This window comes from Cellulomonas sp. P4_B5_2, from assembly GCF_056402235.1.
In genome coordinates this window covers 1-14,379 of the sequence record NZ_JBFUHU010000158.1, presented here as the reverse complement: position 1 = coordinate 14,379, position 14,379 = coordinate 1, and the positions used below count along the sequence as shown (strand labels likewise).

General features: G+C 71.0%; 15 protein-coding genes and 1 tRNA gene. 7 read left to right on the top strand and 9 right to left on the bottom strand.

Translation table 11 applies throughout. The annotated features are described in order from the left end of the window. The 3 genes from der to AC1DUQ_RS12575 form a co-directional block, all read left to right on the top strand. The coding region (gene der / locus AC1DUQ_RS12585; protein WP_477073891.1) for a ribosome biogenesis GTPase Der at positions 1-1,025 on the top strand (1,025 nt) is incomplete at its 5' end. Then, positions 1,022-2,065 (top strand): hypothetical protein, encoded by a 1,044-nt coding sequence (locus AC1DUQ_RS12580; protein WP_477073890.1) that lies wholly within the window; start codon positions 1,022-1,024, stop codon positions 2,063-2,065. The genes der and AC1DUQ_RS12580, both read left to right, overlap by 4 nt. A 27-nt stretch (positions 2,066-2,092) precedes the next feature. Next, positions 2,093-2,166: transfer RNA gene (locus tag AC1DUQ_RS12575), tRNA-Pro, on the top strand. Positions 2,167-2,619: 453 nt separating this feature from the next. On the opposite strand, the gene AC1DUQ_RS12570 is transcribed toward AC1DUQ_RS12575, so the two are convergent. Continuing rightward, positions 2,620-3,129: a methyltransferase family protein gene (locus tag AC1DUQ_RS12570; RefSeq protein WP_477073889.1), complete on the bottom strand. Its 510-nt coding sequence runs from the start codon at positions 3,127-3,129 to the stop codon at positions 2,620-2,622. A 250-nt stretch (positions 3,130-3,379) separates the two neighbouring features. Here AC1DUQ_RS12570 and AC1DUQ_RS12565 point away from each other — a divergent pair, with 250 nt between their 5' ends. Next, on the top strand, positions 3,380-5,890 hold the full coding sequence (locus AC1DUQ_RS12565; protein ID WP_477073888.1) for an FAD-dependent oxidoreductase: 2,511 nt from the start codon (positions 3,380-3,382) through the stop codon (positions 5,888-5,890). Here AC1DUQ_RS12565 and AC1DUQ_RS12560 read toward each other — a convergent pair. From AC1DUQ_RS12560 to AC1DUQ_RS12540, 5 genes are all read right to left on the bottom strand, one after another. Next, positions 5,784-6,056, bottom strand: a complete 273-nt coding sequence (locus AC1DUQ_RS12560) for a metal-sensitive transcriptional regulator (protein WP_477062124.1) — start codon at positions 6,054-6,056, stop codon at positions 5,784-5,786. The two genes, AC1DUQ_RS12565 and AC1DUQ_RS12560, sit on opposite strands and share 107 nt — an antisense overlap. A 68-nt stretch (positions 6,057-6,124) precedes the next feature. Next, positions 6,125-6,520, bottom strand: a complete 396-nt coding sequence (locus tag AC1DUQ_RS12555) for a DUF302 domain-containing protein (protein ID WP_477062123.1) — start codon at positions 6,518-6,520, stop codon at positions 6,125-6,127. After that, complete coding sequence (gene trxA, locus AC1DUQ_RS12550) at positions 6,517-6,897, bottom strand: thioredoxin (protein WP_477073887.1); 381 nt, start codon at positions 6,895-6,897, stop codon at positions 6,517-6,519. The genes AC1DUQ_RS12555 and trxA overlap by 4 nt, the downstream gene beginning before the upstream one ends. A gap of 169 nt (positions 6,898-7,066) precedes the next feature. Beyond that, entirely contained in the window at positions 7,067-7,432 is a 366-nt protein-coding gene (locus AC1DUQ_RS12545; protein ID WP_477062121.1) for a rhodanese-like domain-containing protein, read from the bottom strand. Positions 7,433-7,452: 20 nt separating this feature from the next. Continuing rightward, positions 7,453-9,144: an FAD-dependent oxidoreductase gene (locus AC1DUQ_RS12540; protein WP_477073886.1), complete on the bottom strand. Its 1,692-nt coding sequence runs from the start codon at positions 9,142-9,144 to the stop codon at positions 7,453-7,455. Between the two features lie 186 nt (positions 9,145-9,330). Here AC1DUQ_RS12540 and AC1DUQ_RS12535 point away from each other — a divergent pair, with 186 nt between their 5' ends. The 3 genes from AC1DUQ_RS12535 (at position 9,331) to nhaA (ending at position 11,789) form a co-directional block, all read left to right on the top strand. After that, positions 9,331-10,200, top strand: coding sequence for an alpha/beta fold hydrolase (locus AC1DUQ_RS12535; RefSeq protein ID WP_477062119.1), 870 nt, complete (start codon positions 9,331-9,333; stop codon positions 10,198-10,200). Positions 10,201-10,230: 30 nt separating this feature from the next. Beyond that, complete coding sequence (locus AC1DUQ_RS12530) at positions 10,231-10,368, top strand: hypothetical protein (RefSeq protein ID WP_477062118.1); 138 nt, start codon at positions 10,231-10,233, stop codon at positions 10,366-10,368. A gap of 110 nt (positions 10,369-10,478) precedes the next feature. Next, on the top strand, positions 10,479-11,789 hold the full coding sequence (gene nhaA, locus AC1DUQ_RS12525; protein ID WP_477062117.1) for a Na+/H+ antiporter NhaA: 1,311 nt from the start codon (positions 10,479-10,481) through the stop codon (positions 11,787-11,789). Between the two features lie 64 nt (positions 11,790-11,853). Here the strand turns inward: nhaA and AC1DUQ_RS12520 are convergent, their stop codons facing one another. From AC1DUQ_RS12520 to AC1DUQ_RS12510, 3 genes are read right to left on the bottom strand one after another with little or no spacing between them, the layout of a single operon-like run. Further along, on the bottom strand, positions 11,854-12,627 hold the full coding sequence (locus tag AC1DUQ_RS12520; protein ID WP_477062116.1) for an ABC transporter permease: 774 nt from the start codon (positions 12,625-12,627) through the stop codon (positions 11,854-11,856). After that, positions 12,624-13,379 carry an ABC transporter ATP-binding protein gene (locus tag AC1DUQ_RS12515; RefSeq protein ID WP_477062115.1) on the bottom strand — a complete coding sequence of 252 codons (756 nt, stop codon included), beginning with the start codon at positions 13,377-13,379 and terminating at the stop codon, positions 12,624-12,626. The genes AC1DUQ_RS12520 and AC1DUQ_RS12515 overlap by 4 nt, the downstream gene beginning before the upstream one ends. Further along, positions 13,376-13,966, bottom strand: a complete 591-nt coding sequence (locus AC1DUQ_RS12510) for a TetR/AcrR family transcriptional regulator (protein WP_477062114.1) — start codon at positions 13,964-13,966, stop codon at positions 13,376-13,378. Before AC1DUQ_RS12510 ends, AC1DUQ_RS12515 begins: the two co-directional genes overlap by 4 nt. Positions 13,967-14,379: the final 413 nt, after the last annotated feature.

Here is a 14,379-nt window from a genome sequence, read left to right as displayed (position 1 = left end):
AGACCGACACCCAGGTGGTGAAGCTGCTCCGCAAGGCCGGCAAGCCGGTGGTGCTCTGCGCCAACAAGGTCGACGGACCCGCCGGTGAGGCCGATGCCGCCAACCTCTGGTCGCTCGGGCTGGGCGAGCCGTTCCCCGTCTCCGCGCTGCACGGCCGTGGCACCGGCGACCTGCTCGACGCCGCGATCGACGCGCTCCCCGAGGTCTCCGCGCACGGCACCCCGATCCCCGACGGGCCCCGCCGCGTCGCGCTGGTCGGCCGCCCCAACGTGGGCAAGTCCTYGCTGCTGAACAAGGTGCTCGGCGCCGAGCGCGTCGTCGTCGACTCCGTCGCCGGCACCACCCGCGACCCGGTCGACGAGCTCGTCGCGCTCAAGGGCAAGCCCTGGGTGTTCGTCGACACCGCCGGGATCCGGCGCCGCGTGCACCAGACGTCCGGCGCCGACTTCTACGCCTCCCTGCGGACGCAGGCCGCGATCGAGAAGGCCGAGGTGGCCGTCGTCCTGGTCGACGCGTCCGTCAAGCTCACCGAGCAGGACACGCGCGTGATCACGCAGGTCATCGAGGCCGGCCGCGCGCTCGTCATCGCGTACAACAAGTGGGACCTCATGGACGAGGACCGCCGCCCGTTCCTCGAGCGCGAGATCGAGCAGGACCTCGTGCAGGTGCAGTGGGCGCCGCGCGTGAACATCTCCGCGAAGACCGGCTGGCACACGGACCGCATGGTGCCGGCGCTCGAGCGTGCTCTCGAGTCGTGGGACATGCGCATCTCGACCGGGCGCCTCAACGCGTTCCTGGGCGAGCTCGTCGCGGCCCACCCGCACCCGCTGCGCGGCGGAAAGCAGCCCCGCATCCTCTTCGCGACCCAGGCGTCCACCCGGCCGCCCCGCTTCGTCATCTTCGCGACCGGCTTCCTCGACCCCGGCTACCGCCGGTACATCGAGCGCCGCCTGCGCGAGACCTTCGGCTTCGAGGGCACGCCCATCTCGATCTCGGTGCGTGTCCGGGAGAAGCGCAAGCGGTGACGCCCGACGGGCCGGTGCAGCGGCGACGGCCTCTGCTGAGGCTCGGGCTGCCGCGCGACCCGGCGTCGAGCAGCCACATCACCGGCTTCCTGGTGATCACGCTGGCCACGGTCATCGTGACCYGCCTGCTGCTGAGCCTCACCGGCTTCCCGCAGCTGGGCGGCGGGGGAGTGCACATCTCCCACGTGCTGTGGGGCGGTCTGCTCATGGCCTTGGCGTTCGTCGTGCTCATGACGTTCATCGGCCCGGTCGTGCGACGGTTCGCGGTCCTGCTCTCCGGCATCGGCTTCGGGCTGTTCATCGACGAGGTCGGCAAGTTCGTGACCTCCGACTACGACTACTTCTGGGAGCCGACGGCGGCGCTCATCTACCTGGTCGTCATCGCCCTGGGCCTGTTCGCCGACGTGCTGCAGCGCCGCCACCCCCGCGACCCGGCCGAGTTCCTCGCGGCCGCCGCCGACCAGGCCGTCGCCGGGCTGGCGGGTGGCTTCAGCACCCGCGAGCGGACCCGGGCGCGCTGGTACCTGGCCCGAGCGGGCGACGTTCCCGGTGCCGACGAGGTGCGCGCGCTCCTCGACGCGGTGGAGCACGACGCCGTCGAGGTCCCCGACCCGATCGGCGCCCTGTCGCAGTGGATCGTCGCCGCATCCCGCTGGCTCGTGCGCGCGCGCTGGGTGCCGTGGGTGACCGTCGCTGTCCTCGTGGCGACCTCGTTCGTGACGCTCGCGCGCGGGATCTACGGCTGGTCCGCCTCGGACGACGAGCCGGTGTGGCTGGTCGTCGGCCTCCTGCTCAGCGGGCTCGCGTCGACCGCGTTCGCCGTCGTCGGCCTGGTGCGGGTCCGGCGCGACCGCGAGGCCGGCTACCGCTGGTTCCGCCGCGCCGCGCTCGTCGCCCTGCTGGTGACGCAGATCTTCCTGTTCCGGCTCTCGCCGTGGGACGCCACCATCGGCCTCGCGATCGACCTGGTGATCCTCGCGGTGGTCGCCGCGGAGCTCGACGTGATCGCGGGTGACCGGACCACGTCGCCCGTGGGGTAGAGTTTCCGAGGCTTCTGCGGGAGCCGACGGGCTGTGGCGCAGCTTGGTAGCGCACYTGACTGGGGGTCAAGGGGTCGCAGGTTCAAATCCTGTCAGCCCGACAGTGAAAGCGCAGGTCAGGGGCTTCTAGGGTCATCCTAGGAAGCCCCTGACCTTCTCTTTTTGGCCCTGCGGGAAGCATCTCGGGAAACACCTCGCCACGTACACGGCTGAACTGGGACGGCCGCTTGTGCTCGACGGCGACCACCCGGTCCCAGCGCTCAGAACGCGCTGAGAAGTTGCGTAGCTCGGGCGACGGTCCGAGCTAGCCCCGTCAGTCGCRTGTGAGCTTGACCGAGTCGACGTCGATGGTCACCGGGTGGCCAAGTCCTGGTCCGCGACGTTGTCGGCGCCACGCGGTGTGCACCAGGCCCCCAACTCCCCGGTCCCCGGAGAATGACCGTCATGCGGCTGCCTGACGGGCTGCGCGTCGAGCGCTCGGCGGCGCAGTCGGGCCGCCTCAAGGCACTGCTCGGCCCGAGCTGCCCAGGAGGGTGACGCGTCCGATTCCACTGTCACGGCCGACGGAGGCGGGGGACGAAGCGCGGCGTCCGTGCGGCGTACTCGGAGTAACCCGGAAAGCGCCGTGTCAGGCGCGCCTCCTCCCATCTCGCCTTGACCGTCAGCAGGACGACGAGCAGCCCGAAGGCGATGAGTCGCCAGATGCTGCCCGAAGCTGCCGCGACCGAGGCTGCGGCGAGCAGCAACCCCGTGTAGATCGGGTGCCGCATCCGGCCGTACAGACCCCCGGTGCGCAGCTGTGCGTGGCGGTTGGGCAGCGGCACTGCCGTCAGCCCGCGACCGAGCGCAGTCGCACCGACGGTCATCAGGACCAGACCTGTCAGGAGCCCGGCGCCACATGCGACCACCAGCCACGGGCGGACGGCCCAGTCGGTCCGTCCGGGCAGCAGCACGATCAGTCCGAGCAGGACAAACTGCGCGCTCACCAAGAGCCGCGCCGTCCACAGGTCGCCGTGCGCAATGCCGGGGTCGCGGTCGGGCGAGCTGTCCTGCGGGTGCGTCACGTCCGGTCGCGCCTTTCTGGCCGCCTGAGCCGTACCAGTGCACTGTGGGGGATCCGCGGCCGGCACGATCGACGTTATACCCCCTGCGGTATGCGACGTTTGGCCCTGCATCGGGACATGCGCCCCGGGTGTCTCAATACCGGGGCGGGTATACCTGGATACCCCCTGGGGTACAGGCCTTTCGACCCTGCTGACCGGTCGAGGCGCGTCCTAGCGTGACGTCCACCACCTCACGGAACGGACGTCCTCCATGAAGATCGTCGTCGTCGGCGGAGTTGCCGCCGGGATGTCCGCAGCCGCGCGCGCACGGCGTCTCGACGAGTTCGCCGAGATCGTGGTGCTCGAGCGCGGGCACCACGTGTCGTTCGCCAACTGCGGGCTGCCCTACCACATTGGTGAGGTGATCACTGAACGCAGTCGGCTGCTGGTCCAAACGCCGACGAGCCTGCGCGACCAGCTGGACATCGACGTGCGCATCGGCGTCGAGGCCGTCGGCATCGACCGCACCGCGCACGTGGTCCGCGTCCGCGACGTCGACTCCGGCGCCGAGTACGACGAGCCCTACGACAAGCTGATCCTGACCCCGGGTGCCGATCCCGTGCGGCCGGCGCTGCCCGGGATCGACCTGCCGGCGATCCACGTGCTGCGGCGGATCGGCGACATGGACGTCATCAAGGCGGCGGTCGACGGCGCGGGCGGCACGGCGGGTGTGCGGCACGCGGTCGTGATCGGGGCGGGCTACATCGGTCTGGAGATGGCCGAGAACCTGCACGAGCGCGGTGTGGCCGTCGAGGTTGTCGAGATGGCCGACCAGATCATGCCTGCGCTCGACCGCGAGCTGACCACGACCGTGGAGAACTACCTGCGGGCGCACGACGTCGCCCTGCACCTCGGCACCGCCGCTGCGGCCTTCACCGAGCGGCCCGACGGCCGCGTGCGGGTCGAGCTGAAGAACACCACGGTCATCGACACCGACCTGGTCATCATGGCCGCGGGGGTGCGCCCGAGCACCGCCCTGGCGGTCGCGGCGGGCCTGGAGATCGGCCCGCGCGGCGGCATCACGGTCGACCGGCACATGCGCACGTCCGACCCGGACATCTACGCCGCCGGGGACGCGGTCGAGGTCGAGCACACCGTGCTGCCGGGCACCTGGCTGATCCCGCTGGCCGGCCCGGCCAACCGCCAGGGACGCGTCGCGGCGGAGAACGTGTGCGGTCGGGAGACCGTCTACGAGTCGACCCAGGGCACCTCGATCGTCAAGGTCTTCGACATGGTCGCCGGCGGCACCGGCGCCTCGGAGAAGCAGCTCGTCGCGGCCGGGATCGCGTTCGACGCGGTGCAGACCCACCCGCACGGGCACGCCGGCTACTACCCGGGCACGGCGATGATGCACGTCAAGGTCCTGTTCGCCCCCGGCACCGGACGGATCCTGGGCGCCCAGATCGCCGGGTTCGACGGCGTCGACAAGCGCCTGGACGTGCTGGCTACCGCCCTGCGCGCAGGGATCACGGTGTACGACCTGGAGACCCTCGAGCTGTCCTACGCCCCGCCGTTCGGCTCGGCCAAGGACCCGGTCAACATGATCGGGTTCGTCGCCTCGAACACGCTGCGCGGCGACCTGACGCTGTGGCATGCGGGCGACTACCCCCAGGCGACCGACGGCGCACGGATCATCGACGTGCGCGGCCCGGAGGAGTTCGCGCTGTGGCACCTGCCCGGGGCGGACAACGTCCCGCTGGAGACCCTGCGCCTGGCGCAGGCGGACTGGGACCGCAGCACCCCCCTCCGGCTGTACTGCGCGGTCGGGTTCCGCAGCTACCTGGCCTACCGGGCCCTGGTCCAGCGGGGGTTCACCGACGTGTCGACCCTCTCCGGGGGACTGACCACCTTCCGGGCGTACCACGACGTCGCTCCCAGCGACCTCGACGCCCCGACGCCGGTCATCTCCTACGCCTCGGCCAGCCCAGCGCCCTCCTCGGCGCCGGCAACGTCGACGGGCGTGCTCGTGGACCTGGACTGCACCGGGCTGGCGTGCCCCGGTCCGATCATGAAGCTGCAGGACGCGGTCCTCGCACTGGCCCCTGGGGACGAGATCGTCGCGCACGTCTCCGACGCCGGCTTCCGGCTCGACGGCCCCGCGTGGGCGGCCCGCAACGGCCACGAGATCCTCTCCCTGGTCCCCGAGGGACCTGGGTACGCGGCCCGGATCCGCAAGGGCGCGCCCACCGCGACCACGGGTGCGGCCCTGAGCGGTCCGGCGTCGAGGCTGAAGGACAAGAAGTCCTTCGTCGTGTTCTCCGGCGAGCTGGACAAGGTCCTCGCAGCGTTCATCCTGGCCAACGGTGCCGTCGCGATGGGCGACGAGGTCTCCATGTTCTTCACGTTCTGGGGGCTCAACGCCCTCCGGCGCGAGAACCCACCCGCCCGCACCCGCTCGCGGATGGACCGTATGTTCGGCGCCATGATGCCGTCGGGCGCGGAGAGCCTGAAGCTGTCCACACTGAACATGCTGGGCGGCGGCACGATGCTGATGAAGAAGGTGATGAAGGACCACCAGGTCCCGAGCCTGAYCGAGCTCATCGCTTCCGCCCAGGGCGCCRGGGTCCGGCTCGTCGGCTGCACCATGACAAGAGGTGCGGCCCCGTCGTGGCGGGTCAGGCGAGGGACAGAAACAGCTTTTCGAGCTTCTGCACGTCGAGCGTGCCGGTCTGGCCGTCCGGCTCCGTCGGGGTCAGGCACTGACGCATGCCCGAAGCGATGATCGCGAAGCCTGCGCGGTCCAGGGCGCGAGAGACCGCGGACAGCTGCATGACGATGTCCTCGCAGTCGCGACCCTCGTCGAGCATGCGGACGACGGCGGCGAGCTGGCCCTGGGCGCGCTTGAGCCGGTTGGACACCTTGGACATCTCGTCCTTGTCCAGCTCCATGGCGGGACCTCCTTCGTCGCGGGCGAGCCAGGATACCCCGGGAGGTACTGGGCCGATGGTGGTCGACGTCATGACGTGGAGACGGCGGCGAGGGCTGCCCGGAGGCGTGTGCCGGCGTCTCGCGCGACCCGCTGGAGGGCGTCGTTGCCGCTGAGCTGGACGAGCACGTCGGGGTCGACGGCCTCGACGACCGTCCGACCGTTGTCGCCAGCACGGACGACGACGTTGCAGGGCAAGAGCAGGCCGATCTGGGGTTCGGTTCCCAGAGCCTCGTTCGCGAGCACCGGGTTGCAGGCGCCGAGGATGATCTGGGGCGCGATGTCGACGTCGAGCTTGGCCTTGAGGGTGGCGGCCAGGTCGATCTCGGTGAGCACACCGAAGCCCTGCGCCGCGAGTGCCTCGCGGACAGCCGTGAGCGCGTCAGCGAACGGACGCTCGGTGGTCGTGCTGAGGGCGTAGCTCATGGCTGGGTCACCGATCCGTCCCGGTGCTCGGCGATCTCTCGACGGACGGCGTCCATGTCGAGGGCCTTGATCGCGCCGATGATCTCCTCGAGCGCCGCGGCGGGCAGGGCGCCGGGCTCGGAGTAGAGCAGGATGCCCTCGCGGAACGCCATGAKGGTCGGGATCGACGTGATCCCGGCCTGGCCGGCGAGCTCGCGCTCTGCCTCGGTGTCCACCTTCGCGAAGACCACGTCGGGATGCTGCGCCGACGCGTTCTCGAAGATGGGGGCGAACATCCGGCACGGGCCGCACCAGGCGGCCCAGAAGTCGACCAGGACGATGTCGTTCTCGTGGATCGTGTCCGCGAAAGCGGCGCCGGTCAGGGTGAGGGTGGACAACGGCACTCCTTCAGGAGTCGTGGGTGGTCAGCGGCAGGTGCACTGCTGGGCGCGGGGGACGTCGGCCATGACGGCGTCGACGTGCATGCCGCAGCCGGACCAGGTGACCTTGCCGCAGGCGGAACAACGGGCGGGCGAGCACATGGGGGTTCTCCTTCGTCGGGGTGGGTCAGCGGCGGACGGGACCGCCGGCGGACTGCCAGGCGCCGATCCCGCCGGACAGGCTCGTGGCGTCGAAGCCGAGCTTGCGCAGGTGCTTGGCGGCGCTGCGCGAGCGCATGCCTGAGGCGCACATCACCACGACGGGCGTGTCCTGCTTCAGGCGTCGGGGGGCGTTGTCGATCTCGCCGAGAGGTACGTGCACGGCCTGCGGCGCATGGCCGCTGTTCCACTCGGACCGCTCGCGCACGTCGAGCAGGGCTGCCCCGTCCCGGACGAGCTCGAGCGCCCGGGCGGCGCCGATCGTGGGCCGCAGGGTGTCGTCGTCGCCTTCGGTGCGGCCGAACAGTCGGCGCAGGCTGCTGCTGAGAGACATAGGACTTCTCCTTCTGAGGGTCAGGGGACGAGATCGGGGCGGACGGCCGTGAGAGTGAGCCAGCCGCCGGACAGGTTTCGGGCGTCGAGTCCAGCGGCGAGCAGGACGCGGGTGGCGATGTGCGAGCGGACGCCCGAGGCGCAGTGCACGCTGACCCGGCGACCCGCGGCAGCGGTGCGGACCTCGTCGAGGCGGCCGCGCAGCTCGGTGTGCGGGATGTGCAGCGCGCCCTTGAGGTGTCCGCGGTCGAACTCGGCCTGTGAGCGGACGTCCAGGACGAGGGTGTCGGCCAGGACGTCGTCGAGCTCGCTCGCGTGCCACTGCGGCGTGGTGCCGTCGAGGACGTTCTGGGCGACGAACCCGAGCATGTTCACGGGGTCCTTCGCCGACCCGTAGGGCGGCGCGTAGGCCAGCTCCAGCTCGGCAAGGTCGTCCGCGGTCATCTCGGCGCGCAGCGCGGTGGCCAGCACGTCGATGCGCTTGTCGACGCCGTCGCGCCCGACGGCCTGGGCGCCGAGCAGTCGCCCGTCGGGGGCGAAGGACGCCACGAGGTGGATCTGTTCGGCGCCGGGGAAGTAGCCGGCGTGGTGTCCGGGGTGGATGCGGACCACCTCGTGCGCGATGCCGGCACGGGTGAGCGTCAGCTGGCTCGCGCCGGTGACTGCCGCGGTGAGCCCGAACACGCGCACGATCGCGGTGCCCAGGACGGCTGCCTGCGGGGTCGTGCGCCGACCCAGCATCGAGTCGGCGGCTCGCCGTCCCTGGCGGTTGGCGGGGCCGGCCAGCGGCACGGGGCCGACCGTCCCTGTGACGGCGTGCACCACCTCGACCGCGTCGCCGACCGCCCAGATGTGCGGGTCGGAGGTCCGCTGGTCCTCGTCGACGCGGATGGCACCGTGGCGCCCCAGCGCGAGACCGGCGTCACGTGCCAGCCCGCTCGCGGGACGCACGCCCACGTTGACCAGCACCAGGTCGGCGCTGAGCTCCGTGCCGTCGGACAGGACGACGCTCAGCGCGGTGTCCGAACCGGGGTTGAGGGCCCGTGCCGAGACGCCGAGGTAGAGACCGACGTCGTGTGCCCTCAGCTCGTCGGCCAGCAGCGGTGCCAGCTCGGCGTCCAGGGGCGGCAGGACGTGGTCGGCCAGCTCGACCACGTCGACCTCGAGGCCGCGGGCGACCAGGGCCTCGACCGCCTCCAGGCCGATGAATCCGGCGCCCACGACGACCGCCCGCGGGCGCTCGGTCCGCTCGCCGACGAGCCTGCGGACGTGCTCCTCGACGGCGTCGAGGTCGGGGATGGTCCGCAACGCGTGCACGGCCGGGTGGTCCAGGCCGTCGATCGGGGGGCGGACGGCGACCGCGCCGGGGGAGAGCAGCAGGGCGTCGTACGCGAGGTCGTAGCTGTCCGCGCCGGCCGCGACCGAGACCGTCCGCGCGGCCCGGTCGATCGCGGTCACGCGGTGACCGGTCCGCACGTCGAGCGCGAGGGCGGCACCCAGCGATTCCGGAGTGTGCAGCAGGAGATCGTCCCGTCGCTCGATCTCGCCGGACAGGTGGTACGGCAGCCCGCAGTTGGCGAACGAGACGTAGTCCGACTGCTCCAGCACGACGATCTGGGCTCGCTCATCCAGGCGCCGGGCGCGAGCGGCGGCGCTCATGCCGCCGGCGACGCCGCCGACGATGACGATCCTGCGAGGTTCGGTCGTGTTCATGGGTCGACGATACCCCGGGGGGTATCGAGATGCCAACTCGTGGGTGAGTCCGCTGGCTAGCTCGCGGGGCACCCTCGCGCAGCCTTCGCCGGGCAAGATCGGCGGGATAGGGCAGAAGGTCCCGCGGGTGCGGGCGCCTCCGACGGAGGCTGACATCCCGAGATGAGTTCCGCGTAGGGTCTCCGGGTGCGCGCGACCAGAGTGGTCGAGACCCGGCTCGGTCCGGTGGAGGTCATGCACGTGCCCGGTGACAGGCCGCCGGTGCTCTTCTTCCCCGGCGGGCACTGTTCGGCCGCAGTCGACTGCGGCTGGAGCGTGTACGCCTCGCTCGGCTACGGGGTGCTGTCCTTCTCGCGACCCGGGTACGGGCTGACCGACGTCGGCAGACTCACTGCGCAGGAGTTCGTGCCGGCCGTGACGGACTGCTGCGAGCGGTTGACGGTCGACGAGACCTCGGGAGCCGTCGGAGTCTCCTTCGGTGGCCTGCAAGCCATACAGGTTGCCGTGGCCCAACCAGACCTGGTCCCACGCCTGTTCCTGCACTCCTGCGCGCCCTCTACCCATGCATACCCCGACACCCGTCGCGAGGCGCTGATGGGGCCGATCGCGTTTGCACCCGGCACGCAACGGCTTGTCTGGGCGGCAATCGCGCGGCTGGTCGGCTCGGAGGGCGGATTGCGACGCATGGTGGGGACGCTGTCGATGAGGCCCCCCGAAGACTGGTGGTCCTCCTGGTCAACCGCGGATCGGGACAGTGCACGCGAGCTGTTCGGCTCGATGAGCTCCGGATCAGGATTCGTGAACGACCTGCGCCAGGGGCGCGACGGGCGATCTGCCTATCGCCGACTGTTTCAGGCCAGGGTCTCTTGCCCGACTCTGGTGACGGCGTCCCGGGGCGATGCCGGGGTCGCATTCAGGCATGCTGAGGACCTCGCACGGACGATCCCGACCGCGACGCTCGTCGAGCTCGACTCGCCGAGCCACCTGTTCTGGATCGGGCCCGCCCGCGATGAGGTCGCCCGAGCCGTCAGGACGTTCGTCGCAGCCGAGCTGTGACGCAACCCGGCACCCGGGGTCATCGGCGGTGTGGTCGCCGCGAGGTCGCCACGCGTCGCCATCCAGGACGCCATCACCGCCCAGTACGCGGCGAAGGGCAAGAACGTCACCATCGTCGGGCTCACCTCCGACAGCGCGGTGCGACTGGCGGGCACCTGGGCGCCGTGAACCAACGGGCGCGCGGCGTCCTCGGCGGAGATCGCCCAGTACGCTTGCCGAGGTGCGCCGGGAAGTCTGGTCGGCAACGTCCTTGACGACTCCAGACAAAGGTTGACTTCGTGCCCACTCCCGATCGCTCCGCCCGACTACTGTCTCGGGGAACGTGGCCTGAGGCGCAGCGGATCGGCCAGATCCTGCGCAAGGAGACCGTCGGGGGAGCCCTCCTGCTGGTGGCCGCCGTTGTGGCGTTGGTCTGGGCCAACTCGCCGTGGGTCGATGCCTACGAGGCACTTCAGGCGTTCACGTTCGGGCCTGCTGCACTGCACCTCGATCTCACGGTGGAAGCGTGGGCCTCGGACGGGTTGTTGGCGATCTTCTTCTTCGTCGCCGGGCTCGAGCTGAAGAGGGAGTTCGTCGCGGGGGATCTGCGTGACCCCCGTCGCGCCGCAGTGCCGATCGCGGCAGCGGTCGGTGGCGTGATTGTCCCCGCGGTGCTCTACACCGTGGTGAACGCAAGCGCGACGGACGGCGCACTCGAGGGCTGGGCGATCCCGACCGCGACGGACATCGCGTTCGCGCTCGCCGTGCTTGCCGTGATCGGACGGCACCTGCCGGCGGCGCTGCGCACATTCCTGCTCACGCTCGCCGTGGTCGATGACCTGCTCGCGATCGTCATCATCGCCATCTTCTACACCGAGCAGCTCGCGATCGCGCCGCTGCTGGGGGCCTTCGTGCCGCTCGCCCTCTTCGCGGTTCTGGTGCAGCGCCGAGTCAGGTCATGGTGGCTCCTGCTCCCGCTGGCCGCCGCCACCTGGACGCTGGTGCACGCCTCGGGGGTCCACGCCACGGTCGCCGGGGTGCTGCTCGCCTTCGTCGTACCCGTGGTGCGGAGCGACCGTGCCGGCGGACCGGGTGCCGGGCCCGGGTTGGCTGAGCACTTCGAGCACCGGTTCCGCCCGCTGTCGTCCGGCGTCGCGGTGCCCGTCTTCGCCCTCATGGCCGCCGGGGTGACCTTGGGCGGGCTCGACGGTGCGCGGGCGGCCGCCGCGGACCCGATCGCCATAGGGATCGTCCTCGGGCTCGTGCTGGGCAAACCGCTCGGGATCCTCGCCGCGACCTGGCTGGTCGCTCGGTTCACCCGCGCTGACCTCGATTCCGACCTGACGTGGATCGACGTGCTCGGCCTGGCGATCCTCGGTGGGATCGGCTTCACCGTGTCGCTACTCATCGGCGACCTGGCCTTCGGCGCGGGCAGCGAGCAGGACGACCACGTCAAGGTCGCGATCCTCGTCGGATCCCTTACTGCGGCCCTGCTTGCCGCGGTCGTGCTCGCGAGCCGAAACGGCACGTATCGACGCCTCCAGGCGGCCGAGCTCGCCGACGACGATCACGACGGGATTCCGGACGCCTATCAGCCACGCGAGTCCTGAGCCCAGCACGCCGCACCGCTCAGAACCTGCGGGGGGGCAGCGCGTCTTCGCCCGTCAGTCGAAGTCACACCAGCTGCAGCCGTGACCACGTCTTGACGGTGGCCATGCAGGCCACGACGCCGACCCCCAGAACTAGCAGGACTCCGATCGCGCTCACCTCGGTGGCCGCCTGGTCGCCCCCGGCGCCCACCAGCAGTGAGGGCACCGCCCAGGGGAACCATGCCCCGCCGCCCAACAGGACGACGACCTGGCTGACCATGATCACGCCCAGCAGTGCGCCCACCGCCGGCAGGTATCCCCGTCCTACGGTTGCCACCCACGCGAAGGGCAGCGCCAGCCAGGCGCTCGCGACGCCGGCGAGCACGCCGGCCCCGAGTGCCTGCAGATCGTGGGCGTCCGGGACGCCCATTCCCACGGCCATACCTCCGGCGAGCGCCACCAGGGCCGCCGCAGCGGCGGTGCCCGACGAGACGAGCATCACCGATCCGAGCTTGGCGGCCGCGATCCGCGACGGCGGCGTCGGCAGGGCCAGCAGCTGGCCGAGCGTCCGGTCGGAGTACTCCCGGCCGCAGGTCCATGCGGCGACCACGCCGGTGCCCAGCAGCCAGAGCACGGCCACCACCTGGCCGAACGCACCGCTCACCGCCGTCCACCCGACGCCGTCGATCATCGTGGCGATCTTCGCCCCGGCGAGGGAGCCGTCCGCGGTTCCCTGCTCGGTGAGGATGGCTGCGCCGACCGAGAAGAGTGCCGCCACCGCTGCCATCGCGGCGAACGCGGTGCGGGTCACCGGCGACCGGGACATCTTGAGCATCTCGACCGTCCATGCGGCGCTCATGCGCGGTCCTCATCGTGCGGAGCAGGCAGCGGCGCCAGCAGTGTCTCGTCGTCGATGCCGTCGGCTCGGGCCGCCATCGCGAACAGCAGCACCTCCAGGTCCGGTGCGTGCGGATCGAGGGAGCCGATCACCCGGCCGCGGTGGAGCACCGTGATGCGGTCGGCGATGCGGGCGAGCTCGTCGAGGTGATGGCTGGACACGAGCACCGCGCACTTGTGCGTCCGTGCACGCTCGAGGAGGAGCCGTCGCACGGCCAGCACGCCTGCAGGGTCCAGGGCGTTGGTCGGCTCATCGAGCACGAGCAGCCGCGGGCGATGCACGATCGCTGTCGCCAGACCGAGGCGCTGTCGGTTACCCAGCGACAGTCCGCCTGCTCGCCGAGTCATCAGCCCGGAGATCCCCACCACGTCCGCAGCCTCGGCCACGGCTTGTCGCACGACGGCGCGGGGCACGGCCCGAAGGAGGGCCGCGGCGCGGAGGTTCTGCTCCACGGTGAGCTCGGAGTAGGCGGCGGGCAGGTCGATGAGGTGCCCGATCACCGCACCGGTTGCCGCAGACCCGGCGCTCAGAGTGATCTCCCCGGCATCGGGGCGCAGGACGCCGACGAGCATGCGCAGCAACGTCGTCTTGCCCGAGCCGTTCATCCCGACGAGGGCATGCACCTCACCGGCGCGAACCTCCAGGTCGACGCCGTCGACCGCCGTCAGACGGCCGAACCGTCGCACGAGGCCCGTGGCGCGCAGCGACGTCATGGCCGCGGTGCCAGGACGTGGAGGGCCGTCGCGAGCGCATCGGCCAGCCGCGCGCCATCAGCCGACGGCTCGGAGGCTCCCCAGTGCAGCAGACCCGACGTCATCGCGCCGAGCACGGCCCCGACCGACGCCTCCGCGACGACCGGCTCGACGTCCTGCGCGACGAGAACCGCGACGATTGCGTCTTGCGTCTTCGCCATGTTCTCCCAGATCCGTGCGCGCAGGGACGGGACGCCGGTCGCCAGACGAAGCCGCTGCCGCGACCGCGCGTCGAACTCCTCGGACCTCAGGTCGGCCAGCGTGCTGAGTAGGCCGAGCCGGACGCGCTCGAGCGCTGGAAGGTCCCGCGGCTGCGAGCTGACCGCCTCTGCCAGGAGGGGGTCGTACGGGTCGTCCAGGACCACGTCCTCCTTCGTCGGAAAGTTCCGGAAGAACGTCATGTGGGACACGCCCGCCGCTGCTGCGATCTCCGCGACGGTCGTCCGTTCATAACCCTGCTCCTCGAACAGGCGCAGGGCGTGCGCCTGGAGCGACCGACGGGTCTCGGCCGCGCGCGAGGATGCGGTCGAAGCGGACTGCGATGCCATAGCGCCATGTTAGTTACTAACTAACCATCTGCACCAGCGCAATTGCCTTCCACGGTGCATCCGACAGTTGTCGCGACCGCATCCGACTGGACGTGAGTTCACAACCACGCGTTCCCGATCAGCGGCGCACCCTCGCCTCACGACGGACTGCTCGCGGCCTCCCCGATCCTCGTCTCACGTTGGCTGTTCTGTCGTACTTCACGCTGGGGTACCGGTCGACAGGGCACCCCGGAATCTTCGCGGTCGAGAGCCTCAGCTCAGGCGGAGTACGTCCTCGGCGGCCCAGATGGAACGCCGAGCCTGCGCCGGTCGCCGTCATCCGACCGTCATGTCGCCCACGATCACGCCGTGCCAGGGTGAACGCGTGGGACCACGCGCGTCAGGCACCGCCGCAGCAGCGCGGACAGCACCGG